Raw genomic sequence first — 25430 nt, 5'->3', positions numbered from 1 at the left:
ATTTGTAAATGAGAAATTTACAAATATTTAGAACACTCAAAAAATCAAATGTATAAGTGGTTTAAAAAATTGTATAATTGGAATGTAGGTTTCATTATTTTAGATGCTTTTCTGCAACTTTTTCCAATTCCATATACCAATCTTCACCAAATTTTCTAATCAACGCCTCTTTTACAAACTTATAAATAGGTACTTGAAGTTCTTTGCCAAGCGTACAGGCATCATCGCAAATGTCCCACTTGTCGTAATTAACAGCAGAAAATTCAGAATAATCCTTCACCCGAACAGGATATAAATGACAAGAGACGGGTTTTTTCCATGAGATTTCACCTTGGTTATAGGCTTCTTCTATTCCGCAGAGCGCAGTTTTTTTATCGTCAAAAATAACATAGGCACAATCTGCATCGTTAATTAAAGGCGTTTCGAAATCGCCAAAAGGAGTTGTGATATGTGTGCCCTGTTTTTCTATGGCCTCGATTCCTTCTTTTCTTAAAAAAGGTTTCACTTTTGGGTAAATATCTTTGAGTATTTCAATTTCCGAAGCATCTAAAGGAGCACCTGCATCGCCATCTATACAGCAAGCCCCTTTGCAAGCTGATAAATTACATACAAAATCCTTTTCTATAATAGCTTCTGAAACTATGGTTTTTCCTAATTGAAACATGTTTTTTCCCTCTAAAAAGATAAGTCACAAAAGTACTTAAACTTTACGATTATTTAATCTTGAAAATCTTCTATAAAGACCTACTTTTGCAAAAAATTTGAAAAAAAATGGATATTCAATTAAATATAAAAGAGATTTTTACAGCATTTATGATTCTATTTGCGGTAATAGATATTATAGGTAACATCCCAATTGTTATTGATTTAAGAAAAAAAGTGGGTCACATAGAAAGTGAAAAAGCTTCGATAATTGCTGGCGTGATTATGGTCTTCTTTTTGTTTTTAGGGCAAACAATTTTGTCGTTTTTAGGTGTTGGTGTTAATTCCTTTGCGGTTGCGGGTGCGTTCATACTGTTTTTTATAGCCTTAGAAATGATTTTGGGCATTACTTTATATAAGCAAGATGAAAGTACAACGATGACAGCGTCTGTTTTTCCGCTGGCATTTCCTTTAATTGCAGGACCAGGGAGTTTGACAACTTTATTATCTTTGAGAGCGGAATATAGAATAGAAAACATCATTATTGCAGTTATCCTAAATGTAATTATTATCTTTATAGTCTTAAAAACATCTACAAAAATTGAGCGTCTTATTGGCCAAAATGGTATCAATATCATTCGTAAGGTATTTGGTGTAATTCTTTTAGCAATCGCAGTTAAACTATTTGCGCACAATATTAAAGCACTTTTTGAGATGGCTTAAAAAAGACAACTTATGAAATATTTTACAATCATAGCCTCAGTACTTGCGGTTGGACTAATTGCTTATAACGCAGCGTTATTGGATTTTAATAACCCGTTTGAGGGAGAAAGCATTGTTGCTCTTATAACTATCGTTTTGTCTCTTTGTGTGATATTGCTATTACAAATTTTAAGATTTTCAAAGCAAGTAGATCAAAAATTAAAAGGGAGATAAAATGTATGATGCTTTAATAATTGGTGGAGGTGCAGCAGGTATGTCTTGCGCTCTAGTTTTAGGCTCAGCAAAACCGAAACCTTTTGCAGATGGAAAACACATTGGTATTATAACGCACCAAAGAACATCTCATTTGCAAAATGCACTGTTTAATAATGTTTTAGGATTAACTCCAGGTACTTTGGGAGCAGACATTTTAGAAAGCGGGAAAACGCAACTTCAAGAACTGTACCCACATGTCGATCAAATTGATAAAGAAAAAGTGAGCTCGGTTTTAAGTTCTTCGGAAGGATTTACCGTCACAACAAATAAAAACATTTACCATTCAAGAACGGTCGTCATAACTGTTGGCTATACAAATTTATTGACCATTAAAGGGCTGGAGAACTACGTTGAGCCACACCCAAGAGCAGCTATTGAAAAAAACCGAATTTGGTTAAAAAATGAAGATCATTTAATCACAAAAGGTCTTTATGTGGCAGGAACTTTAGCAGGTTGGAGAAGCCAGTATGCAATTGCATGTGGAAGTGGAGCACAAGTGGCAACCGATATTTTGACATTGTGGAACAACGGTCAACATACCAAAGTACACGATAAAGTTTAATATTTAATTTTGTTCGGAAAGATTGACCTCAAAGTAGTCGTTGCCTCGACTTAGCATAATCACTTCCTCAATCATATCATCTGTTTCGTTAATGATTTTTTCAGCAGCATTGCTTCCGTAGAGCTGTTGGGCCAATTCAGATTTTATAAGACGTTTCATTTGCTCATGGTAAGCTACAAACGTTATATTGGTTCGCTCTCGATAATTCACGAAATTCTGAAATTTTATGACAATATCATCGCTAACCTCAAAATTGGCAATGAAGTCATTGGTGGTAACATTATCATAAAAACTACGATCTTTATCTAATTCTTCAAAAACAAAATTACTTATGTATTCCCGTCTTTTGAGGTAGTTTAAGGTTTCATTATTTGAAGTTGTATTTAACGGAACAAAAATATCGGGAATTATCCCACCTCCACCATAGACAATCTTGCCTTTTGGAGTTTTAAATTTTAAGGAGTCTGCAATTTCAATTTGCTCTGCATCCTCAAACTCACCGCTTCTAAGGCGTTTGTTGTAATCATTGTAATAATCGTTGCTTTTTCCGTTATCATATGGTCTTTGAATAGAACGACCAGTGGGTGTGTAATATCTAGAAACCGTTAATCGCACAGCACTACCATCTCCCAGAGACATTTCGCGTTGCACCAGGCCTTTGCCATAACTTCGTCGTCCAACAATAGTGCCTTTGTCGTTATCCTGCAATGCACCTGCAACAATCTCACTTGCCGATGCAGAACTTTCGTTGATAAGAATATAAATTTCACCCTCTTCAAAATCACCTTTGCTCGTAGCGAAGCTTTTTTCAACTTTTCCGCTTTTGTTTTTAGTGAACAATATGAGTTTGTCATCTTCTAAAAACTCATCTACAATTTGCTCTGCAATACCTAAAAACCCTCCAGGATTATCGCGTAAGTCAAGAGCTAACTGGGTCGCGCCTTGATTTTGAAGAATATCCAGAGCATCTTTAAATTCCTTATATGTGGACTCTGCAAACCTATTTATTTTTATGTAACCTAATTTATCGGTAAGCATGTAAGCAGCATCTACACTTTTAATTGGTACGATGTCTCTTTTAACTTTAAACTCGAGAAGTTTATTTTCACCTTTACGGTAAACCGTGATTTTTACTTTAGAGCCTTTTTCTCCTCTTAGTTTAGAGATAATATCTGCGTTGCTCCATTCTTTCCCAAAGATAGAATCTCCATCTGCCATTAAAATGCGGTCTCCTGCTTTAATACCGGCTTTTTCACTTGGACCATCTTTAATGGTTCTTATAACGGTTATGGTGTCTTTGTAAGTGTAGAAATTGACTCCTAAACCTACAAAATCACCTTTCATGTTATTGGTAACGCGCTCCAATTCACTTTTAGGAATGTATGTAGAATGTGGATCAAGATTATCTAAAATACCATTTACCGTAACATCGACAATACTATCTGTATTGACATCGTCAACGTACTCATAATCAATGTAATCTATAAGTCTGTTGAGTTTGTCTTTTTTGCTGTTTGAAGTAAATAAACGATCTGAAGTATCTGTAAAGTTTAGATTTCCGCCAATAAAAATACCTATTGCAATTGCAACTCCAATAATTAGCGGAATGTATTTTTTGTTAAACGTCATTTATACTGTTACATCTTCAATTAATTCTATTTGTATGCCTGCTTTTTCTAAAAATTGCAATCCGGAATCATCCTTATAACCTTGGTGGTAAACTACTCTAATAATTCCCGCTTGATGGATGAGTTTACTACAATCCTTACATGGCGATAGCGTAATGTATAACGTGGCACCCTTACAGGATTGTGTTGAGGCTGCCACTTTTAAAATGGCATTAGCCTCAGCATGTAACACGTACCACTTTGTGTAGCCTTCATCATCTTCACAATAATTCTCAAAACCTGTTGGTGTACCATTGTAACCATCTGATATGATCATTCTATCTTTTACAATTATCGCGCCAACCTGCTTACGTTTACAGTGGGATAGTTTACCCCATTCTTTCGCAATTCTTAAATAAGCCTTGTCGTAACGTAATTGTTTTTTCTTGGACATATATGGATTTAGAAGTGTTTTATTTTCTTCGGAAACATCAACTTAACTATAAAAGTTATAATTCAAATGTAATAATTATTAAAAATGTTTGTGCGCTTTTAAGACTTTGATAACGTTAAAGTTTTATCAAAATATATAAGAACCATTCAATAACTATGAAAATAATTCACTTTTTATCAAAATAGGGATCAAACAACCTATCACAATTGAAGATGTTACCATTACCCAATCACGCTTTGAGAATCTAAAAATAGTTTGACAAAGAAAACTCACAAAAATCACGATAAAGGCAATAAAGAGTTGTCCAACTTCAATACCCAGACCAATTTCTAAAAGAGCTAATAGCTTATTTTCCGAAGAAGAAATTAAACGCTCAAACGTAGTTAAAAATCCTAGACCATGAATGAGACCAAAAAAAAGAGTTGCAAAAAAGACAAGCCCTATTGTTGTGCCATGAGATTTTTTACCAGATGTAAATACATTAAATATAGCTACTATAATGATTGTAATTGGGATAAGAAACTCTATAAGTTTGATATTTACATTGATTATGTCGTAGGTAGTCAACGCAAGGGAAATGCAGTGACCTGCTGTAAATATTGAAATTAGTATAAAGATACGTTTCCAATCCTTAAACAAGTAAGGCACTGTGAGCACGATTAAAAATAAAATGTGATCGTAGGCATTTATATTGAGAATATGGTAAACACCATCTTGAAAATTTGACAGAAATTGGTCTATCATAGTTATTGGATTTGGGAAATGATAATTAAGTTATGAGGTTAGGTTGGTGTGATATCAAAGTTACGTTTAAAAATGCAAATAAAAAAAGGCCTCAACGATATGTTGAAGCCTTTTGGTACTCAAGGCGGAAGTCACCACGCTTAATCTTATTTTTTATTAAAACCCCTGGAATAGACGAAAATATCTGTTGTTTAACGTGTTATGTTAGTAAGATTTCATCTTTTTATTAAAATGAATTAAGGTGAATTAAATAAAATTAACTAATTTCGGCAATATTTCGGCAAAATATTTTAGATGACTATTAAGTTTTTCATTGTTAAAGGTAAAAAAAAGTACAGCAGTATATACATACGTTTTTGGGATAGCAATAGAATCGACCAAAAAGTACGAACTGGAATTAATGTTGAACCTAAAAATTGGTCTATATCAAAACAGCGGATTAAAATAAATTCTTCAACTCTTAATGTAGATATATTAAATAGCCAATTGTCTAAGTTGGAAAAATTCATTTTTGATAATTATAATTTGGAGTATAATACTTCTAAACACATTTCTAAGATTTGGCTTAAGGAGAATGTAAGTATATTTTTTAACAGAACGTCTGTTGATGAAAGCTCTAAGGTATATTTTGTCGATTGGGTAGAGTTATTCGTTAAAGGAGCAGAGGAACGCTTGTTTAATGGAGCAAAATTAAAGAAACGATCACTTAATAATTATAGTACAACCTTGTCGAAATTACAAGCTTTTGAAAACCATAGTAAGCAAAAATTAAGGTTTGAGGATATCGATTTAACTTTTCATAGTAAATTTATTTCATATTGTGTCAATGAAGAAAAGTTAAGTAACAATACTATAGGTTCCATTGTTTCAAGAATTAAAACGTTTTGTCGAAATGCAGAAATGGATGGTTTACCAATAAACCCAAAATATAAGCATAGGGATTTTAACTTGCCTAAAAACGATACTATCGACACCTATCTTAATGATGAAGAAATTAATCTTATATATAATCACGATTTTAGTTCTTCAGAACGCTTAGACAACACTAGAGACTTATTTGTGATAGGATTACGAACTGGTTTGAGAATATCGGATCTTTTAAGGATATCAAAAGAAAACATCTTTAATAATGTTATTAATATAACCACACACAAAACCAATCAAAACTTAACTATACCAATACATCCTCAATTCAAATCAATTTTAGAAAAAAGGGAAGGTAAACTACCGCCAAAGATATCAAGTCAGAAATTTAATATTTATATAAAAGAAATTTGTAGAGATGTAGGTATAAACCAATTAACTCCCGGTTACAAAATGGATCCAGAAACAAAGCGTAAAAAGTTTGACCATTATCCAAAATATGAGCTAATTACTAGCCATAGTTGTAGACGCAGTTTTTGTAGCGTTTTGTTTCTATCTGGTGATATTGATAATAGTACAATCATGGCAGCAACTGGACATAAGTCAATTGCTCAATTTACCCATTATGTAAAGGCTTCTCAAGATGAACACATCAAAAAAATTAGTGAGTATTGGGACAGGCAAAATAACAAATTTGATAAACTATGAACAAGGACTTCTCAAAGTGTAGAAATGTTATTACGTTGGACAAAGGATATAATCTTAATGAAGATCAATTGATTCAACTTATAGAAAATAATATTTTTCTTAAAGGTCATGAGTTCCCTAAAGAAGATTACAATGTATTTGTAAAACCGAACGAGAATTTTCATATAGAAGGAACAGAGGTTTTATACAACTTTTTTGACTATCAGTTAAATCCTAAAATTGTAAACCATATTTTAAATGATCTTCAAGATATTCTTCAAAAATATTTTAAATATAGATATGAGCTTCCTAAAGAGGAAATTAAATTTGAATTAGGTCAATACCTAACTCATGAAGATAAACTTAACTATTTGAATGAAAAACACAACGAAATATGGAATTTTTCAGAATATTTAAAAACTCCTAATTCTAAAAGTGAATTTTTACGATTTTATGAAATGGACCAGGAAGAATTTTTTAAGAGTGAAGACTGGTTAATATGGATTTGGGAAAATAGTGAAAATCATCACATATTACGATATTTATCTACGAATGACCGGGTTTATGATTGTTTTAAAGTTTTTATGGACAAATGGATTGAATATGGTAAGATAAAAGCATTAAGTCTTTATTTAAAAGAACTTTTAATCATACAAGATGCAAGTGCCTTAAATAAAGGTACTACGGGTTATAGAAATTTAACACCACTAGAACAATTTTCTTTCATTGATATACTTAGAGAAAAGGATGTTAATTTTGAAATCCTAGATATAGATATCCAATTCAAATATTTAAAAGTATTTAATTCTAAAATTGGTGGTTCTGACTATGTAAGTCTAGAAAGACTTAAGAATTTAGTTGGTCTTCCTCTGGATGATTTCGAGAATCTTACAGCTTCTGAATATGCTAGAGAATTAAAGAAAATTTCGAATAGTTCTCTTAGTAATTTAAGAAAGGCTTTTCGTAAACATGATATTGCATCAATAAAAGCTGATAAACCAGAAGATCTTAAACCTAATGAACTAGACCACAATAAAAAAGTCTATGTTCAACAGGAAAAAATAAAAAAAGCTAGGAATTTTGTTATTGACCGAATGATTAACTTGGGTATTTGATGGGCATACCCAACTAATTAAATACAATTAATCTAAACTAGATTTGTCATATAATCCTAAAACAAAGGACATGACAAAGCAAGTTTTACAAATTGAAAACACCAATGAATCTAAATTTATTCCCAAACTCATAGGGGAAATTAAATTGGCTCTTAAACAAGATTCACAGTATCAAAAGGACGACGAAATTTTATTGACCAGAGAAGAAACTGCTAAATTACTTTCTATTTCACTCGTAACTCTTTGGAAATACACGAAAGATAATTTATTCCCAGCTTATCGTATTGGAGCAAAAGTAAGATATAAGAAAAGTGAGGTGCTACTTGCTTTGAAAAAAATGAATCAATTTTAATAAAACGAACAAACCCTATTGAATCCACCACGATTCAATAGGGTTTTTATGTTGTTTGAATAAACACCACCAAACGTATGCAATATAAGATATTCAATCTTAAAGAGAGAAAATTTTTTACAATTATTTCTCAACCAATAAGCCAAATAGCAAAGTCTTTAACTTTTAAACTATTTAATTAATCATGGCTTATATATCCAAAGAATTTATTGAAAATTTAATTGACAGTACTCAAATAGAGGATATAGTCAAGGACTTTGTCGATTTAAAAAAAGAAGGCTCAAATTTAAAGGGATTATCACCTTTTACGAAAGAAAAAACCCCAAGTTTCATGGTAAGTCCAAGGAAACAAATATGGAAAGATTTTTCTTCGGGAAAGGGCGGTAACAACGCTCTTAGTTTCTTGATGGCAAAGGGTTATAATTATATAGATGCCATTGAGTACATTGCCAAAAATCAATCTAAGGAGATAGTCTATGACAACTCCAAGGAGGCAAAGTCATTTCAAGAAAAACAACTTAGGAAAAATGAGGTACGACCTTATTTAAATAATGTTGTTGAAATGTACCATAACAACTTAAAGACTCTCGACAAGAACCACCCGGCGTTCAAAGAAATTTTCGGAAAGAGGAAGTACACTGACGCAATAATCAAAACATATAAAATAGGATACGCTCCAGGAGATAAATTTGTGTACAATAATTTTAAGGAAAGGGGAATCGTTAAGCAGGGGCAGGATATAAGTGTAATATCAAATAATCATGATTTTTTCTTTAATAGAGTCGTGTACCCCATTTTTGATTCTATTGGCGAAGTCGTGAGTATTGCGGGCAGAGAACTGAAAAATCCACCTAAGGTGAAATGGCTCAATGGTAAAACTACCGAGCTCTATCAAAAGGACCATATTTGGTATGGAATGCACTTGGCTAAGCAAGAGATAAGAAGTAACAATATTGCATATATTATGGAAGGTTACAATGATGTTATCTCCTTCCAAACAAATGAAATATTAAATGCCATAGCGCCCTGTGGAACTTCAATACACGATAATCAGATTAAGGAGCTTAAAAAGTACACTGACTCGGTAGTCTTTTGCATGGACGGGGATATTGCTGGGCAAAAATCCTCATTGAAAAACATACCTAGATTTCTGTCATGCGGTTTTAGATGTTTCGTAATAAAATTCAAGGATTGCGATCCAGATGATTTTGTCAGAATGAATGTAAAGGAAATTGATAAAAATGGTCTATTAGCTGTTTTAGAGGTTGAAACGGAAAAGACGGATGGCTTCAGGTTACTTCTGGATGAACTGAACGGTAAGGATGAGATTGCTAAAGTAAAAATCGCAAAAAACCTGTGTGATTTGCTAAGCGAAATTTCTGATGACACTTTAATAGGTCCATATAAGAAGTGGTTGCAAAATGATAGTGGTGTATCCATGACCACAATTAATAAATGGATCAAAGAGTTTGACTCTAGCAGGTCCAACATTAAGGAACAACGTTTTATTTCAGATAATGAGTATCAGTTACCTTATGAAATAGAAATGTCCGATCAAATACTTTCGGATATTAAAAAGTACCAAATGTTTCAGGCCAACAATAAGGTATATAGCCAAATAAACAGCGACCCTCCTTACAAATTCAACAATGTCAGCAATTTTTCGATTAATATTATTCAGCACATGAGAGACGAGGATTTTCCAAAAAAACTGGTTTCTGCAAAAAATGTATTTAACGAATCATTTGTTTTTGATGTACCGAGTGAAACATTCAACAGTCATGGCTCTTTTCAAAAGGCAATGACCAATTTTGGAAATTTCAGGTGGCATGGGAAAAATGAGGACCTTTTGAGATTACAGGCTATGCTATTCGATAAGATGGGTAATGGGAGGAGTTTAGAGGTTCTTGGATGGCAACATGAAGGTTTTTATCTATTTAATAATCTAGTCGTAGTTCCCGATGGAGAAAATATTGATATTGATCAGAATGGATGTTTCCAATTTAAAGAAATCAGTTATTATGTTCCATCAGCAAACATAATATATCGCAATAATCCCCATAAATACACTCCGCAAAAACAGTTTAGGCACATTCCTGGCACAATATCATCCTTGGAGTTTTTCGGAAAAATAAAACGTGTCCATCGTTCCCACGCAATATCATCTATTTTCCATGCCATTAGTTGCATGTTCCATGACATTGTTGCTAAAAACTTAAAAGGATTCCCAATAAATTTTAGCTATGGTCCTCCGGGAACGGGTAAGGACGAACTGAACCACGCGGTCAAGAGTCTGTGGGGAATACCGCAGACAGCGACGAACCTCGAAGGAAAGAATGCAACAAAGACAGCTACTATTAGAGAGCTGGCACAATTTAACAATGCCCTTTTAGAGTGGTCCGAATATAGCAGGGGGGACAGCGAACTTGATGGAACTATAAAATCCGTATGGGACTTGAGAGGTAAGAAAATTGGGAAAATTGAAAGTAGGGTGGCCACAGATAATATCCCTGTTCTGTGCGGTGTTTCTTTGACAGGGAATGAATATCCAGATAATGCAGCAATTATCACAAGGGTTGTTTGGAACGACATGAATAGAACCGATTTCAATGAGGAAGATGAAAAGGCATTTAATGAGCTTAATGATATCATAGATGAAGGTGTTACGCATATCACAGTAAACATTTTAAAGAATAGGGCATTGGTAGAGAAAAACTTCAATAAGGAGTATAGATTGTTAATGGATGTTTACCAAGCAAGGATGCCAGACTGCAACAAAAGAATGTTAAAAAACATTAGCACGTTTACAGCATTTTATAATGTTCTAAAGGACGTCATAGACTTTCCGTTTACCCAAAGTGAGATATTAGATCATTTTACTAAGATCACTACTGCACAAATGAGAAAACTTACCAGCAGTAGTATTAATTCAAGATGGTGGGATTGTTTTATCGCAAGTATGCGAGGTGTCGATCATGATAAGATTAAAGTAGGTCGCGAGATTAAACTGGAGGGTAGCTTTTTTTATTTTCAGTTTAGCAATTGCTATTCCAAGTTACAGAGACAGTGGTATACGCAGTACAGGGATTCGGCTCCAGCCAAATCGACTATGAAAGAAGCATTAGAAAAGGATTCAAGTTATCATTCCTATACACCAAGAGTAGATTTTAAAAAAGGTCTTCCTCGCGTACAATCTAGTGCAATTATTGTAGATCTAATGAAAATGCCGGATGATATCAGCGAACTTATTAAATCAGAGGTCAGCTTACAGGAATTTGAAATGCCTCCAGTGCCATACCGTCCAAATATGGAAACAGAACCGCTCAAGGAATCAATTGGGAATATTTTAGAAGATAAACAGGGAGATATACCTTTTTAATATATATGAAAACTCAAATTTTACATGAAATATTTATCTCACAATTCTCACGAGGCATTAGTGATATGATTATCAACATATTATATATTAATAACAAGATGAAAGTACGTGAGAAAGTGTGAGAATGTGTGAGAGGTGTAATTCATTTTCTCACACTTTCTCACATCTTTAATGATATTTTAGTATTTAAGTAACTGATTATCAGTACTGAGTAATTGTGAGAAAATAATTGTTAGTTTTTATTATAAAATTATCAAACAATGAAAAAAAATTATCAAATATTAATGTTTTTGGTAACGGCTTGGAAGTCATCACCATTTACACAATGGGCCACAGAGGATTTGTGCAAATTCCCTGTTCATGGGCATTATTATGAAAAAAGAGTTGTTGACGTGTACAGATATCTTTACGATCCAGCTTCTAATTTTGAAAAGGATGATTTAATAAAATTCTTAATACAAAAAATTAAAAGAGATTTTAATGCAGATGAAGTTGAGCAAATTTGATTATCGATTATAACTTAAAAATCTAGCAGCAGTATTATTGAAAAAACGTTGTTGATGGATAGCAACAACATTGTTGCTGGACTGTTGCTGTCATTGTCACACAATGGTAAAATCCTAGCGTTTATAGTATCTCCCGTTGTTGCTAGACCATTTCTACAATGCAACAACGCTATTGCTGATTTACAACAACGGTGTTGCTGATTTCAAACTAGTGTTAGAATAAAACCAAAAATATCAATAAATAAAATCAATAATAAAAATGAAAACAATAGTTAAAAAAAATAATTTTCAATCTCAATAAATAAAAAGTTTTTTTGGAGGGTATGGGAAATAATTATTTGTAAACAAGGATGAAACGGATAAGGTCCAGTATTACAAGAATCTACAGCTATAATTACTTTTTAAAGGTCATTATTTTATCAACTTAATTTTAAATGTTCTAGGATAACTAATCTTTTCTCCACTGCTTGCTAAAATCATCACTTTCAGTACCTACAGGAAAAAGTAGGTGATGCCATAAACAATTAAAACAATATCTTAAATACCTATACCAATATGGTTTCTTTTTTTTCATAATTTAGTTGTTGAATATTACGAATATAATGTTATATCTTCCCTAATGGATGTATATGCTATTTACGTCTTAAGTGTGAAGTTTTATTGTTCCGATTTGTTGATAACGTTGGAAAGATATACTCTTTTACACTTTTAGGCTTGTGTGATGGGTGTGATGGCTGAAGCGAATTGCAAACGTCTATAGCTTTAGCGTTATCTTTATTCAATTTCTATTTTATCTATTTCTTTCATTATTCTATCTGTTTCAGTTAGAGCAACTATAATTTTCTGATAATGTAAAATATCCTCAAATTTTAATTCTCTTTCCTTTCTGTCTTTCAGCCATTTTTGTGCTGGTTGATAACCTCCAATATAAAACTCCCAAGCAGTTACAGGAATGTTGTCAAAATATTTGCTTTCGTTTATCCAAATTCTACCCAATTGCTTTTCGGTGTCGGTTATTTCCCAATCTTTCTTTCCAATTTTTGTTGTAATTACATTATGGTCGTTTTCTGCATCTTCTGCCATTTCATAACTTGTAATGTAATCTTCAACTTTCGTGCTTTCTAACAAGTGAATTTCTCTTACTTCTTTACCAAGTTTTACTAAACTCCAAAACGTTCTTTCATCTTTTGGATAAGGAACTCTTGGGAAATCTATTTTTAAAAACTCCTTGTATTTTTCTCTGTAAGTAGGCGAGTGTAGAACTGCATAGATGTAATCTAAAATATCTATTGGTGCAAAAGTGTTATTAGTTTGTTCTTTTTCGTTAGTAAAAGTTAAACCTAGTTTTTCTGAAATTTCAGTTATAATATCTAAATTGAGATTTGGTTTACGTTTCTCTTCAGTGAATATCCCATCCTCAATACTTGGATATAAATAAAGAGGAAAAGCCATACCACCACCACGAGCGAATACATTCATATCACTAATTGTATTCGTTGTAAAAATTAAATTCCAAGAATCTCCAGCGACTGCTTGACCTTGTCTGCCTACAATCAAAGAATTATTTTTGAATTGTAAGTTTCTCATTACCTTAATTCTATCTCTATCCACTAAACTTCTGTTGTAACAAACAAACATATTATCAAATGGTCTATAAGTTATTCCTTTAATATCTTCTGTAATAACTTCATATTCTAGTGTATCAATAAGGCTTTGGTGTTTCCACTTTGAGTTAAACTTGATACCAAACTTTTGTTCGACATCTTTTTCCTCATTTTCAAAAAAGTATTTAAGGTTTTCCTTTAAAATCGTATTACTTTCTGCTATCAATAAATTATCTCTTGATGTCTTAATACCTACTGAATTATTAATGAATAATTTATCTAAACTTATTAGTTTATAATATTGTTCTTGAAGTTGGTCGTCAATACTATAGAAATTATAAAATGGTAAACTTGGTTTGAATAAGTCAAAATTTATTGAGCCTAAATAATTTTCTATGAGGAATTTATATTTGTAATCTCTTTTGCCATAGCAATCATAATGATGAATTGTAGCATCATTTTTATCATTATTTTTCTTTACAGCAATTATAATAGCTACTCCTTGCATAATATCAAAGACATTTTGGTCTAATGAGCCGTCAGGTGCAACTTCTTTCTTTTTTGTACTTCCGTGAAGGTCAATAATATATATGTCATTAAAAGATTCAGCGAGTACTGCTCTCATTCCCCTAAAAGTTGGGTTGTCTATGTATCCATTATTACTGATAAAAGCCAAGACTCCTTCTCCGTTTTTATTAATTAAAAATTCAGAATATCTAATAAATTTAACATAATCGTCATTTAGATATTTTGAATTTTGTTCTTTTAATTTACTGCCATCTGGTTCTTTTTTGTATTTGTCAATTAAATCTGTAATCCAAATTCCATTATTTGATGAAACTCCACTATATGGTGGATTACCAATAATACACATAACAGGTGTATCACGTTTTATATGGTTAGCTTCATTAGCTTCACTACTTAACCAATTAGAAAATAAAGTCCCTGTATCTTTGTGATGTTCTTCTAGTGAATTGGTTAAATAAACATTTAAACGTTCATTTTTAGTTGATTTATAACCAGTTTCCGTTAGTAACATATCTAATTTAAGATGTGCCATAGAGTAGGAAGCCATTAACAACTCAAAACCGTTTAATCTTGGTATTAAATGTTCTTCTACATAGCCACTCCAAGCACCTTTCATTGCTTTGAAGTTTTTGTTATAAATAAATTTTACAACTTCTGCTAAAAATGTTCCTGTTCCTGTTGCTGGGTCAAGTATTTGAACTTTGTGTACTTCTTTTTCTATTTGTTTATATCCTGTTGCAGAACGTTTATCAGGCGTTTGAGTGTCTAATTTTATTTTGGTTTTACTCGTATCTGCTAAACCTTGTGGTAAATCAAATTCGTTTTTTAAAATATCGTCAACTGCACGAACTATAAAATTTACAACTGGTTCTGGTGTGTACCAAACACCTCTTGCTTTACGTAATTTTGGGTCGTATTCTGCCAAAAAAGTTTCGTAGAAGTGAATTATTGGGTCGTGCATTTGAGTTGCTTTTCCAAAATTCTTTAAAAGTTGTTCAACGTTTGTAGCTCTAAAAACTTCTGCAAGGTTGTCAACTACTGTTACAATTCTTTCATCAATATCTGGTCCAGCAATGTATCCAAAAAGTTTACGTAAAAAAGGATTTGATTTTGGTATTAATTCCGCTGCTTCTTGTCGGCTAAAATCGTCTAAAGTTGGGTCGTGCAAACGAGCTGCAAACATTCCATAAGCCAAAGTTTGAGCGTATATGTCTGCAAAATCTTTAGGTTTTAAATCGTGAATTAATATCTGTTTAAAAGTGTCGTATTGTCCTTTTAAGGAAGTGTTTTCCTGTGTTTCTTCATCAGATGTAATTACACGTTCTAAAATATCTTGTAATAGACGTGCTTTACCAGCCATCATTACTGCCAATTTTTTTGACGATTTTATGGTTTGTCCAATGTGAGTAGAAAAGTCTTTTATTAAGTTCTCAAACTTTGAAAAGTTTTCGGGAATTGGTTTAACTGAATTGTTTTCAATTTCTCCGATTTTTATTTCATGAACTAACTCTCCGTGTTGAAAGAATTGAAACCATATGTAATCTGTAATTATTAGATTGTCAAGTGCTTTTTTGTAACGTCCAAATTGTTCTTTATACGATTTACTGTTTAAGTCTTTTCCAATATCTTTTGCTTCAATGTAACCAACAGGAATTTTTCCTTTTGTGATTACATAATCTGGGTTTCCACAATCAGTTACGTTTGCAGGTTCGTTTGTTATTTCAATTCCTTTTACTAATTCTCTAATTAGTGTTTCTAAATCTCCTCTATATGAATGTTCTCTTGATATTCCAGATTGAAGTCTTTTGCTTACTATATCTATGTATTCTTTTGTTGTCATTTTGTTTATTCAATCTTTGGTCAAGTTTGGTTAAAAATAGATCTTTTGTATTTTATTATTGATTTTAGTAAATAGTCGAGTACAGGCAACTAATCATAACCGTCTTAATTTTGCTTATTAACTCAGTTTTTAGTTGTTTATATTTATTTTAGTAATTCAGATCTGCTTTTTAAATTAATACCTTGAACACAGTTATGTTCTTTTAAAATCAAATCTTCTATTGCTAGGTTTTCAAGAATGTTATATCTAATTAAGAGACTTTGAAGCTTTGGAAAGGATAAAGAATTATAGAATAAAAGAAATAGTTCAGGAGTTGTCATTTGAGCCTGAATAAAATTTGCATAAGTTTGATATTCATTAATTACGTCTTGTATATCGGAATCTTTCTTATCTATTTTTCTTTCCGTTTCTTTTTCTTCCAAAAAGTTTAAAATATGATATAAATGCCTAAAGTAATGACCCATGACAAAATGAAACCTATGTAAAAAAATCCCATATGAAATCCTAGCTAATTCAATTTTATCCAAATTTTTAGAATCTTCCCAGATTTCCTTTGATATTTTATAATAACTAATCGAATATGATATTTTTTTTAAATTGTCTAAATTCTTTATGTATTCATCACCAGAAGGATCGAATATTCTTGAATAATCTTTCCAATCAAAATAATTTACATATGACTCAAAATCCAATGCATTTAATATTCTTCTTAATTCCGATTTAGAGTTATTGAAGAAAAACCTTCCAGTAATTTCAGTTTTTTTGGGCTCATTTGACGAATTTACATCCCAAATATCGATTTTTATCTCTTCTGCAAGTTGCCTTTGTGTTTTTAGAAGATTGAAAAATGTAGTTTGAAAATTCTGATCTTTAAACTCTTCTCTAGTTTCAATTAACTCGTCCCTTTGCAGTGACAATTCTTTTTGTTGGAAATAAATAGAAATTATAATTCCAGTCAATGCTAATCCTGAAAACAATGAATTTACAAACCCGAATTTATCTCCAAAAGCTCCACGTTCACTTATTACTGTTTGATTATCTAAAAAAGTTTTTGGAAAAATGAAATAATCTATTATTAACCAGCTGACAATCCATAGGACTAATACAATTGCTATGGCATTAAATATTACTAGTTTTTTGTGCTTGTCTTCTTCCTTATTTTTATTCATAATTATGCACAACCGTCTATTATATGATTTTGTTGTGTATTTAAGCAACTAATTTAGTAAATAAATCACAGATAGAAAGTCCGATAGACTTTCGAAAGTATGCTCTAGGTTTAAATGTATTACAAAAATTTTGTCAAATCTTCCTTATTCACTTTAAAGTTGATTTATTGTTGATAATATGTTAATAATATCACTTTAAAATTGTAGTAAATTAATTATACTTATATTTGCGAAGAATTTAACACGTTAATATGGCAGATAAGTTAGTTATCAAACTTTTTTTGCAAGAACTTCAGGCGATTATTAAGTCTTTAGGCATAATCTTCTACAATCGTCCTAAAAACAGTATTCAGAATCTTGCAGATTTAAGTATTACCCCTAAAATGCGTGAAGAAATAATTTTGAATTTAGAAGTAAAGGATTACAGTGAAGGTCCTTTAGAAGAAACTCAACAAGGTGGAACAGAAATGTGGGTTTTCGGAAAGGTTATTAAAGGTCAACAAGTCTATATTAAATTGACTATTTCAAAAATGACTGGAGGAGCAGTTTGCATCTCTTTTCATAAGGCGGAACATCCAATGGAATTTCCACTTAAGAAATTAAACTAAAAAACAAACAATTATGAAAAGTCCAATCACAGGTAAGGAAATGACCTTACAAATTGAGAAGAGTATTTTGGTTTTTCGAAAAGAAGAATTTGAGTATAATCACAAGAGTTATTTTTGTGAAGATAGTGGTGAGTCATTTACAACCACAGAGTTAGATGAATTTAATTTAAATCAAGTTTATAATCAGTATAGAGATAAACATAATGTTCCATTTGCAGAAGAAATAAGAGAATTTAGAGAAAAATACTCTTTTAGTTATGCAGATATAACGAAAGTATTAGGTTTAGGTGTTAATAGTTATAGTAATTATGAAAAAGGAGAAGTTCCTAGTTTGGCTAATGCTGCTTTATTAAAAGCTGTAATTAATAGTGAAGGAACATTAAAAGGATTGATAAAAAGTAATAATGAAATTTCAGAATCTCAAAGAGAGAAGTTTTTAAAAAATATTGCCAAAGTTAGAAAGGAAGAAGAACTAAATAAAAGAAAGCAAGAATTGATTGACTATGTTTTTGATTATAATGTTTTGCCTGATAATTTTTCAGGTTATAAAAAACCAAATTTTGATAAACTTGTTGAAATGGTAGTGTATTTTACTGAAAAGGTACAAGTAACTCCTACCAAAATGAATAAACTATTATTTTATTCAGATTTTTTAAATTACAAATTAACAGGTGTTTCAATAAGTGGAACACGTTATTTTGCTCATACACACGGTCCAGTTCCTAAGAAATTTAGAACATTATTCGATTACCTTTCAGACCAGCAAATTGTTGATTTAATTTCAGTTCAATATCCAAGTGGTTTAGTTGGTGAAGAGTTTATTAAAATCCCATCAAAAATATTTAAGAGTACATTATTTGATAAAGCTGAAATAGATATTTTAGATGAAATTGTTTCAAAATTCGAAAAGTATAATGCGAAAGAGATAAGAGAATTAAGTCACGAAGAAAAAGCGTGGATTGACAATGAGAAAAGTAAAGGATTAATAGATTATAAGTATTCTTTTGAATTAATTCACGTTTAGCGTTTTGTGTATGACTAGTTGCGTGGTTCAGCAACTAATTTAGTAAACAAATACTTACGGAGAAAATTCCAAAGAAATTTTCCAGATAAGCATTAGCCAAAGCAAATAATTATATCCGGTGTTGTGCCTAATTTTTTAAACTTTTCAATAATCATCAAAAACTTCTCTGCCAATACTATCCCTTTTTTGTATAACCTTTGAATATTTCTTTTAGCTCTTCTGTAGGATGGAATCCCGATTCTACTTTTGAATGGACATACAAATCATTTTCATAGGTTATTTCAGTAAGTACATGTGGTAAATCTTCAATAGAGACTTTTTCCTTAAGTTCAGTTATTGGTACAGGAATATACTCTCCATCGTCTTGTTCTCTCCATACATAATCAGCTCGTGTAATTACATATATAGACTGCCCATCTTTAGAAAATTCACTTTTCACAACCACATATTCTCCATTGTGATTTCGAAAGAAAGTTGTTCCCTCTTTCAAACTCTCATTATATATTTTCAATGGATTTCCTTCAATAGTTTGTGGTGTGCTTGGAAATTCGTTTGGTATATCGTTGTGAAAAATAATGCGTTGTGCCGCATTAGGGGTTTTAGACATTATGTAATTGGGTTGAGGAATAGATTGGGTTTGAGTGATTTTTTGATTAAAAATCCATTCTCCTAATTGTCCTCCCGTTGGAATTTTACCTTCTTTAGCCCAATTTGTTAAGTTGTTTCTGGCATTATCAGATTCTTCTTTTGTAACCGTTCGCATCCAATCAAAATTTTGTTCAAGTTCGCCATCAATCGGATTAGAGGGATTTGTAAGGAAATTGTCGATACTTCCATACTTAAAAATTATTCTTGAAAGAGTGATTGGATTTAGTAAGATGTTTTCTAATCTAGTTATCCATCTTAAGTTTTCAGGTCTATTATTTTTTTTGTTAGTGTCAATATGGTCGACAATATGTTTTTCAGAAGGTTGTTTTCCATGAAAAGCTGTTGCTACAATTCTATGTACTGTTTCTGATGAAAAGTTCATATAACCTTTCTGCTTACATGGATTTTCTAAAGTCCATTTTTCATCCAATGGTCTTTTTCTTTTTCCAGGTTTTCTGCATCTATAAATTGAGCCATTGTCCTTTACATGATATATTTCTCCACGATATTCACAGGTTTTTTTTTCTTCATCAAATATGTCTAAAATATAGTTCAAATTTTTCTAGATTTTTCGGCTTTTAGAATTAGGTAGCGTTTATGTAAAAGTTTAGTTGCGTGGTTTGAGCGCCTAAAATAGTTTATACAAACCGAATAGCAAAGCTCTTAGATTTCTCAATAGCCTTTGTTAGGGCTTTATACTTAACTTTTTTAGCTCGTTAACGGATTTGTAGCCAAGATCTTCAGCAGCTACTTTCAGCTAGGTGTCTAATACCATAGCATCGAGATCTTTTTTAAGTGGTAGCTTTTTCAGCTGTTCAATTTCTTTTTGAAGCGCTTTGATTCTGGATATTTCGTCTTTTGTTTCCACTTTTACTTTGCTGTTCATTAAGTCTTTGCTATTGTACATTTTAATCTACTCGTTGAGCGTTGTAGTTGCAATGGAGTAAAGTTTACAAAGTTCGTCATTATTGTACGTAATGTTTAAAATTATGTAGCCTTTATTAAGAACGGGTCACTCAACCAAGTACTCCATTTAGGATGATAATATCGAGCCTCATAATAATAATTGCCACTTTCATTATCCAATTTCTTTGCATTGAACTTATAAGGTATGTTGTAACTGTTCTGGTGCTCTTCAACTAAATTTGGAAACACATTATTATTGATTGGAGAAATTTAGCCTTAAACCTATCTAATCAAGAATATTTCTAGCACGGATCATAAGTCCGCGCTATCGCGATAAAATCTTAGTTGTTATATTATTATTTGTGAACAACATAATCTTGTAACTGATCTTTAATATAAGTTGATGTGGAAAGCAATTGATTTTCCTTGTCATACTTTAAGTGTATAGTTTTTCCATCTTTATAGACAATTTTAATATAATAAGATAGCTTACCATAATTGTATTTTTTAATTAGAACCAGTTTATCGTTCAGATAACAATGATTCAAACCTTTAAGTTTTCCAAATACGTAATTATTTATACACACTGTTTTATCTTCTGATATCTCTATCCATTCCCCTTCTTTTTTATCCATTGAGAATATCCCTTGAGACAAAATATCGCCATTTTTATCATAATCTATATAAACACCATTTTTTCTTACATCATTATTTATCTCAATATATTCTGATATATTACCATTTGAAAAATAAGTATTCAAAAATCTTTTCTTTCCTTCAAAATAGAAAAATAATGTGTCATTTTGTTTTAAATAACCACTATAAACCATCCCTTTATATGTGTATAACTTTTCATTTAAAATTATGCTATCTAAATCATTTAACGTTTTGGTTTTATTGGGTTTTTCAATTATTTTTTGTTCAAGCTTATCATAAGTAATGTAATTATCGGGAGAAAAATCTTTTGCAACATTAGACCAAATAAAAAAAGACTTTTTCTCATTCTCATCTAATGCACTACATTCGTCTTTTGTCAAAATACCTTTTTGAATAATTTGAAAACAATAGTTATCCCCAAAAGGTATTTTTAATACACCAGTGAATTTAGAGTTCAAACTCCAATATTCATATTTATCTCCTATTTTTTTAATTGTAATTTGATTTTGATTAATTGTATCTGTTTGAGAAAACATTATATTTGTTGTACAAATTAACAAAATCAATTTAATAAAAAGTTTCATATTTCTATTCTTTAATTTGTTTAGGTTTAATACCAAGAATTTCTAAATTAGGTTTTTGATTTATAGATATTATTGTATTCGTTTCAGCATTATAACGTGGAGCTAAAATATTCATTTGCTCTTCAGGAACCCCCAAACTCATTAGTTCATTATAAATTGTTTCTGCTCTAGCGTTTACTAAATCATTTGTAGTCCAATCATCTCTAGTTTCACCATTTATAGTTCCGTTCAAAAGTGTGGCTCCACTCGGCCTATTTGTTCTACCTTGTATATCAACAATACTGCCAGTATTAATAATATTTTGAGCATATTCTGTTAAATCTGTTTTTAGTGTATTTTGATTACCTTTAAAGTATATGTTATTAGAGGTTGTTCTTCCATAAGTTTTCCTGTAAGCTGGTCGAGAATTATCATCATTTTGTGTGCCTGATATAGATTGCGAAATATATACCATTGGACTACCTGCTTTACTCCCTTGATTTAACAATATTTTTTTATATATTTTATTTTCTTGTCGTACATAGTTGTTAACTCTACCATTACTAAAGTGTTGTGGTATTTCTTGAAAAACAAATATTGTTGAATTTTTTGAAAGATATGTGTATATGTTTTTGAATTTTTTCCAAGTTGGTGGATCTGGCCATTCTCCTGTGGGATCTGTTAAGTTTATGGGATTGTTAAATGTATAACAATAAGGAGAATATTGAGAGCCTTTCTCCCTCAGCGGATCCACACTCAACCAAGTACTCCATTTAGGGTTATAATACCTAGCCTCGTAATAGTAATTTCCAGTTTCATTATCCAGTTCCTTAGCATTGAACTTATAAGGTACGTTATAGCTGTTTTGATGCTCTTCAACTAGACTTTCACCATAAGGTAAATACTCCATGTGCTGAGCGACCACTCCATTTTGATTGGTGATATAACTAGAACTACCTAGATGATCACTATGATACCAATAGGTATCAAATTTATTAATATCATGATTATAGCGTCTCAATTTACCTTCTTGCACTTTTATTAAACTTTTAGATTGCCCGAGTTCGGTATAAGTTTTGTTTAAGCCAGTATTGGCTTCATCTATAATTCCCACCAACTTGCTAAATTACAAATGTTTGGAAAGAATTATTACCTCATGGGGGATTTATTCTTAAATGTTTAGTATGGCCAATAACCTGTGGCTCGGATGACAAGTCCGAGCTATCGGATCATTATAAAAGAAATAAGAAAATGATATGTTCTCTATTTATTAAAACCTTCCTTTAATAAAGAAAAAATAGACTACGAAAGCAATAAATGGTAAAATTAAATAATTGTTAAAGTCTCTTAGTTTTTTGAATTTAATATTGTGAGCAACAATTTGAATAGATAAAAATAAACCATATAATATTAATGGAAGTATAAAAACCCAACTTATTATTCTGTTTAGTGTTCCGTATACAGGAAAACATTCCCATACATTGAATACTAAATATTTGAGTAAACAAATAAAAAAAACTACTACTGTCATAAATGACTTAAATCTATATTTCTTCAATTTTATCAATATTTTTTTTCGCATATTGGTTGGAAAAAAATTCGAGTATTAAACGAAATTGTTCCAGATTTTCAGGATGTTCTTTAGTTAAATTTCCTAGATGATAATTAAAAGATTTTTCAACATCTTTTGAATTTTTAATAGATTCTTTATTAAAAACCATTTCCGCAACTTCAATGTTTTCTTTTATTCTCCATTTTCCAATAGTCATTACAAAGTCTGCTTTATCGACTTTTACTTTATCTAGATTCCTAAATATTTGACTTGTTTCGAGCAGATTAATTAATCTAGGATGTTTTATAACATCTGATTCAATTGCTCCATAAAAGAGTGATTGATGTTTCATATTAGCTCGACCATAAGTTTTAATATTTTCATAGTCGTTTCTGTATGAAATGTCTGTTTCCGAATAGAATATTTCATCAGTTTCATTTATTCTAGCTCGTTCAATATGATATCCTTTATTTAATTTTGCAGTTAGAATTGGAATCCATTTTAGTTTTCTTAATTGAACAGATAGTTTGTTGAATGAAACTTTTTTTAAATCAGCAATTTCATATTCAGCTATTAATTTTTTTATTTTTTCAACGCTAGGTAATTCGGGAAATTTAGCTTGTTCTTCCATAATTATTATATCGATTCTAATTATTTTAGAAATTCATTAAGTTTTTCTCTTAATTCCTCTAGTCTTGGTTTTAAAAAGCTTTCGTGATTTCTGTAGTATTCTTTAATATTTTCCACATCATCTATTCTGTCTATTTCTTCTCGTAAATTAGTTTTTGGGTAACCAGAAGTAATATCGGTCATTAATGCTCCTAATAAGAGAATATTCAAATCTAAACTTCTATGTAATGGTAATTCCTCACTTTGTCTAGTCCACTTTTCTCCTGTATGTCTCCAAACTTTTAAAGAAATTTCATCTTCGTCATATTGTGCATTTCCAATCGATAGAGCTCTTACATCAGTGTTTTTTCTGTATTGTGCGTCAATTTTATCATAGTCATTTACAGATATTATTGGTTTATGGCTTAAATGTTTTGGTGAATCCATCTGTTTGTTGGTTTTTCGGTTAATTGCTTACAACGTTGATGTGTATGATTAGTGGCGTGTTTAAGCACCTAATTTGGCAAATATAAACCGAATAGAAAATCCGCGAGGGTTTTCGTAAGTAAGCTAAAACTAGCCATTAATTATACACGGTGTTGCCAATAGTTTTTATTTTTTGTCGAAATGAAAAATCATTATTTCTACTTCAACTTTTTTATCATTATCCTGTGGCAGATGAAATTCATAGGAAAAAGAAGATTCTCCTTTTTCTCCAATATATTTCAAATGATAATCATGATTTGAAATGTCAGATTTTATTGTTTTTAGTACGTTTGAAAAATCCTTATTTTGAACAAAAATCATAATAGCTACTTTCGAATCTCTCCAAGTTAAATATCTATCAAATAGTTGCGATATCGCTTTTAAAAACTCCGAACTTCCGTACCAAAATTTACATTCCGCTATAAACAAATTTGTGCCATCATCAGCATATTTTAATATGATATCAGCCCGTCCGCCACGATTAAATGTTTCTCCAGTGGCCGTTGTTCCCTCATATCTGGTTTCTAAAACAAACAAAAATTGGTCTCTTAAACCTTCTTCATCTTTTCCGATATATAAAGCTGGTTTCTTTTCCATGCTTTTCCCAGAGTCGTATATGACTTTTAATACATCATCATACATTTCTTGACTCATCGAAGGAACAGAATTGAATTCTTTATTTTTAGAAACTGAAGGTTGCTTAATTATTTTCTTCTTTATTGTTGGTGCGGAAAAAATAGATTGAGTATTTTCATTAACTTTTACATTTATAGCAGCAAAAAAATCATTTTCCTCTTTATATTTATTTTTTTCACGAGAGAACAATGTTCTAATATTATCTTCAAAGGTGACATTTGATTGAGTCACATTATCATTCACGTATTTAATATTATCAAAAGCATTTGTATAGCATGAAGACTTTACTTTTTGGAACTCTGAAGCATCTTGTCTGAAAATTTTTATATAAAATGAAACAAGGTTATTTTGTTTGTCAATTTGTATATCATAATTTGAGTGAACGTTTGGATTGGGTATAACACTAAATAAAACCGCGCTACCTTCGAATCGATACGTTATTTTAAAAGTCCAAGAGTTAGACATAAATTCTCGTCCAAACCTATCTCTTTGCATTTCTTGTGATTTAACTGGATTAGAAATCTCTTCAGTTTCATGAAGAATTTTTAAGGGTTCAAGTCGGTATTTTTCGATTAGATAGTTTACATATTCATTTTCATCTACTTTGAGAATGTGCTCCTTTCCTTTTGAATTTATTTCCTTAATTATTGACTGCGTATAAAGTCGGGGAAAATTTAACCAAGATGTAGTTGAAAATGATTGCATTAAGT

The 25430-nt window shown here is 31.1% G+C and carries 23 protein-coding genes; 10 read left to right on the top strand and 13 right to left on the bottom strand.

All coding sequences use genetic code 11. The features are described from left to right. Positions 1-94: 94 nt before the first annotated feature. Positions 95-664 carry a DUF3109 family protein gene (locus GQ40_RS11845; RefSeq protein WP_047548546.1) on the bottom strand — a complete coding sequence of 190 codons (570 nt, stop codon included), beginning with the start codon at positions 662-664 and terminating at the stop codon, positions 95-97. A gap of 113 nt (positions 665-777) precedes the next feature. Between GQ40_RS11845 and GQ40_RS11840 the strand changes: the two genes are divergently transcribed. Genes GQ40_RS11840 through GQ40_RS11830 form a run of 3 tightly spaced genes read left to right on the top strand, consistent with a single transcriptional unit; the run spans position 778 to position 2182 of the window. Next, positions 778-1365, top strand: coding sequence for a MarC family protein (locus GQ40_RS11840; RefSeq protein WP_047551903.1), 588 nt, complete (start codon positions 778-780; stop codon positions 1363-1365). Between the two features lie 12 nt (positions 1366-1377). After that, positions 1378-1578: a hypothetical protein gene (locus GQ40_RS11835; protein ID WP_047548541.1), complete on the top strand. Its 201-nt coding sequence runs from the start codon at positions 1378-1380 to the stop codon at positions 1576-1578. Between the two features lies 1 nt (position 1579). Further along, positions 1580-2182 (top strand): FAD-dependent oxidoreductase, encoded by a 603-nt coding sequence (locus GQ40_RS11830; protein WP_047548538.1) that lies wholly within the window; start codon positions 1580-1582, stop codon positions 2180-2182. A gap of 3 nt (positions 2183-2185) precedes the next feature. Here the strand turns inward: GQ40_RS11830 and GQ40_RS11825 are convergent, their stop codons facing one another. The 3 genes from GQ40_RS11825 to GQ40_RS11815 all read right to left on the bottom strand — a co-directional run bounded on the left by GQ40_RS11825 (position 2186) and on the right by GQ40_RS11815 (position 4987). Then, complete coding sequence (locus tag GQ40_RS11825) at positions 2186-3811, bottom strand: S41 family peptidase (RefSeq protein WP_047548535.1); 1626 nt, start codon at positions 3809-3811, stop codon at positions 2186-2188. Continuing rightward, positions 3812-4243, bottom strand: a complete 432-nt coding sequence (locus GQ40_RS11820) for a deoxycytidylate deaminase (protein ID WP_047548532.1) — start codon at positions 4241-4243, stop codon at positions 3812-3814. 153 nt (positions 4244-4396) lie between these two features. Beyond that, positions 4397-4987, bottom strand: coding sequence for a HupE/UreJ family protein (locus GQ40_RS11815; protein ID WP_156115580.1), 591 nt, complete (start codon positions 4985-4987; stop codon positions 4397-4399). 294 nt (positions 4988-5281) lie between these two features. On the opposite strand from GQ40_RS11815, the gene GQ40_RS11810 reads away from it, so the two are divergent. The 5 genes from GQ40_RS11810 (at position 5282) to GQ40_RS11790 (ending at position 11890) form a co-directional block, all read left to right on the top strand. After that, positions 5282-6559, top strand: a complete 1278-nt coding sequence (locus GQ40_RS11810; protein WP_047548529.1) for a tyrosine-type recombinase/integrase — start codon at positions 5282-5284, stop codon at positions 6557-6559. Continuing rightward, a complete protein-coding gene (locus tag GQ40_RS11805) occupies positions 6556-7653 on the top strand; it encodes a hypothetical protein (RefSeq protein ID WP_047548526.1) in 1098 nt (365 codons plus the stop codon). Before GQ40_RS11810 ends, GQ40_RS11805 begins: the two co-directional genes overlap by 4 nt. Positions 7654-7723: 70 nt before the next feature. Then, positions 7724-8005, top strand: coding sequence for a helix-turn-helix domain-containing protein (locus GQ40_RS11800; protein WP_052184240.1), 282 nt, complete (start codon positions 7724-7726; stop codon positions 8003-8005). Between the two features lie 184 nt (positions 8006-8189). Continuing rightward, positions 8190-11384, top strand: coding sequence for a DNA primase (locus GQ40_RS11795; RefSeq protein WP_047548524.1), 3195 nt, complete (start codon positions 8190-8192; stop codon positions 11382-11384). 260 nt (positions 11385-11644) lie between these two features. Then, complete coding sequence (locus tag GQ40_RS11790; RefSeq protein WP_047548521.1) at positions 11645-11890, top strand: hypothetical protein; 246 nt, start codon at positions 11645-11647, stop codon at positions 11888-11890. Between the two features lie 774 nt (positions 11891-12664). On the opposite strand, the gene GQ40_RS11785 is transcribed toward GQ40_RS11790, so the two are convergent. After that, positions 12665-15862 (bottom strand): type ISP restriction/modification enzyme, encoded by a 3198-nt coding sequence (locus tag GQ40_RS11785; RefSeq protein ID WP_047548518.1) that lies wholly within the window; start codon positions 15860-15862, stop codon positions 12665-12667. 143 nt (positions 15863-16005) lie between these two features. Further along, the gene (locus tag GQ40_RS11780) at positions 16006-17031 is read right to left on the bottom strand and encodes a putative phage abortive infection protein (RefSeq protein WP_047548514.1); all 1026 of its coding nucleotides are present in this window, start codon (positions 17029-17031) and stop codon (positions 16006-16008) included. A gap of 251 nt (positions 17032-17282) precedes the next feature. On the opposite strand from GQ40_RS11780, the gene GQ40_RS11775 reads away from it, so the two are divergent. Both GQ40_RS11775 and GQ40_RS11770 read left to right on the top strand, forming a co-directional pair. Further along, positions 17283-17639 (top strand): type II toxin-antitoxin system MqsR family toxin, encoded by a 357-nt coding sequence (locus GQ40_RS11775; RefSeq protein ID WP_047548511.1) that lies wholly within the window; start codon positions 17283-17285, stop codon positions 17637-17639. A gap of 13 nt (positions 17640-17652) precedes the next feature. Next, positions 17653-18663, top strand: a complete 1011-nt coding sequence (locus tag GQ40_RS11770) for a type II toxin-antitoxin system antitoxin SocA domain-containing protein (protein ID WP_047548509.1) — start codon at positions 17653-17655, stop codon at positions 18661-18663. A 175-nt stretch (positions 18664-18838) separates the two neighbouring features. Here the strand turns inward: GQ40_RS11770 and GQ40_RS17215 are convergent, their stop codons facing one another. The 7 genes from GQ40_RS17215 to GQ40_RS17205 form a co-directional block, all read right to left on the bottom strand. Next, complete coding sequence (locus tag GQ40_RS17215; protein ID WP_052184239.1) at positions 18839-19867, bottom strand: HNH endonuclease signature motif containing protein; 1029 nt, start codon at positions 19865-19867, stop codon at positions 18839-18841. Between the two features lie 431 nt (positions 19868-20298). After that, positions 20299-20466, bottom strand: a complete 168-nt coding sequence (locus GQ40_RS17615) for an RHS repeat-associated core domain-containing protein (protein WP_231565570.1) — start codon at positions 20464-20466, stop codon at positions 20299-20301. 107 nt (positions 20467-20573) lie between these two features. Further along, positions 20574-21458 carry a hypothetical protein gene (locus tag GQ40_RS17210; protein ID WP_156115578.1) on the bottom strand — a complete coding sequence of 295 codons (885 nt, stop codon included), beginning with the start codon at positions 21456-21458 and terminating at the stop codon, positions 20574-20576. Positions 21459-21462: 4 nt separating this feature from the next. Then, on the bottom strand, positions 21463-22551 hold the full coding sequence (locus GQ40_RS11750) for an RHS repeat domain-containing protein (RefSeq protein ID WP_231565569.1): 1089 nt from the start codon (positions 22549-22551) through the stop codon (positions 21463-21465). Between the two features lie 430 nt (positions 22552-22981). Continuing rightward, positions 22982-23620: a hypothetical protein gene (locus tag GQ40_RS11740; RefSeq protein ID WP_047548501.1), complete on the bottom strand. Its 639-nt coding sequence runs from the start codon at positions 23618-23620 to the stop codon at positions 22982-22984. A 20-nt stretch (positions 23621-23640) separates the two neighbouring features. After that, a complete protein-coding gene (locus GQ40_RS11735) occupies positions 23641-24045 on the bottom strand; it encodes a DUF6530 family protein (RefSeq protein WP_047548498.1) in 405 nt (134 codons plus the stop codon). Between the two features lie 165 nt (positions 24046-24210). Continuing rightward, positions 24211-25425: a hypothetical protein gene (locus GQ40_RS17205; RefSeq protein ID WP_052184237.1), complete on the bottom strand. Its 1215-nt coding sequence runs from the start codon at positions 25423-25425 to the stop codon at positions 24211-24213. Between the last annotated feature and the right edge of the window lie 5 nt (positions 25426-25430).

Source organism: Psychroserpens sp. Hel_I_66, from assembly GCF_000799465.1.
Classification (GTDB): domain Bacteria; phylum Bacteroidota; class Bacteroidia; order Flavobacteriales; family Flavobacteriaceae; genus Psychroserpens.
This window is presented reverse-complemented; position numbering and strand designations above follow the sequence as displayed.

Bases quoted from the DNA above. Each gene is read 5' to 3' on its own strand.
- GQ40_RS11845 (WP_047548546.1), bottom strand. From the start codon at position 664: ATGTTTCAATTAGGAAAAACCATAGTTTCAGAAGCTATTATAGAAAAG.
- GQ40_RS11835 (WP_047548541.1), top strand. From the start codon at position 1,378: ATGAAATATTTTACAATCATAGCCTCAGTACTTGCGGTTGGACTAATT.
- GQ40_RS11830 (WP_047548538.1), top strand. From the start codon at position 1,580: ATGTATGATGCTTTAATAATTGGTGGAGGTGCAGCAGGTATGTCTTGC.
- GQ40_RS11825 (WP_047548535.1), bottom strand. From the start codon at position 3,811: ATGACGTTTAACAAAAAATACATTCCGCTAATTATTGGAGTTGCAATT.
- GQ40_RS11820 (WP_047548532.1), bottom strand. From the start codon at position 4,243: ATGTCCAAGAAAAAACAATTACGTTACGACAAGGCTTATTTAAGAATT.
- GQ40_RS11815 (WP_156115580.1), bottom strand. From the start codon at position 4,987: ATGATAGACCAATTTCTGTCAAATTTTCAAGATGGTGTTTACCATATT.
- GQ40_RS11810 (WP_047548529.1), top strand. From the start codon at position 5,282: ATGACTATTAAGTTTTTCATTGTTAAAGGTAAAAAAAAGTACAGCAGT.
- GQ40_RS11805 (WP_047548526.1), top strand. From the start codon at position 6,556: ATGAACAAGGACTTCTCAAAGTGTAGAAATGTTATTACGTTGGACAAA.
- GQ40_RS11800 (WP_052184240.1), top strand. From the start codon at position 7,724: ATGACAAAGCAAGTTTTACAAATTGAAAACACCAATGAATCTAAATTT.
- GQ40_RS11795 (WP_047548524.1), top strand. From the start codon at position 8,190: ATGGCTTATATATCCAAAGAATTTATTGAAAATTTAATTGACAGTACT.
- GQ40_RS11790 (WP_047548521.1), top strand. From the start codon at position 11,645: ATGAAAAAAAATTATCAAATATTAATGTTTTTGGTAACGGCTTGGAAG.
- GQ40_RS11785 (WP_047548518.1), bottom strand. From the start codon at position 15,862: ATGACAACAAAAGAATACATAGATATAGTAAGCAAAAGACTTCAATCT.
- GQ40_RS11780 (WP_047548514.1), bottom strand. From the start codon at position 17,031: ATGAATAAAAATAAGGAAGAAGACAAGCACAAAAAACTAGTAATATTT.
- GQ40_RS11775 (WP_047548511.1), top strand. From the start codon at position 17,283: ATGGCAGATAAGTTAGTTATCAAACTTTTTTTGCAAGAACTTCAGGCG.
- GQ40_RS11770 (WP_047548509.1), top strand. From the start codon at position 17,653: ATGAAAAGTCCAATCACAGGTAAGGAAATGACCTTACAAATTGAGAAG.
- GQ40_RS17210 (WP_156115578.1), bottom strand. From the start codon at position 21,458: ATGAAACTTTTTATTAAATTGATTTTGTTAATTTGTACAACAAATATA.
- GQ40_RS11740 (WP_047548501.1), bottom strand. From the start codon at position 23,620: ATGGAAGAACAAGCTAAATTTCCCGAATTACCTAGCGTTGAAAAAATA.
- GQ40_RS11735 (WP_047548498.1), bottom strand. From the start codon at position 24,045: ATGGATTCACCAAAACATTTAAGCCATAAACCAATAATATCTGTAAAT.
- GQ40_RS17205 (WP_052184237.1), bottom strand. From the start codon at position 25,425: ATGCAATCATTTTCAACTACATCTTGGTTAAATTTTCCCCGACTTTAT.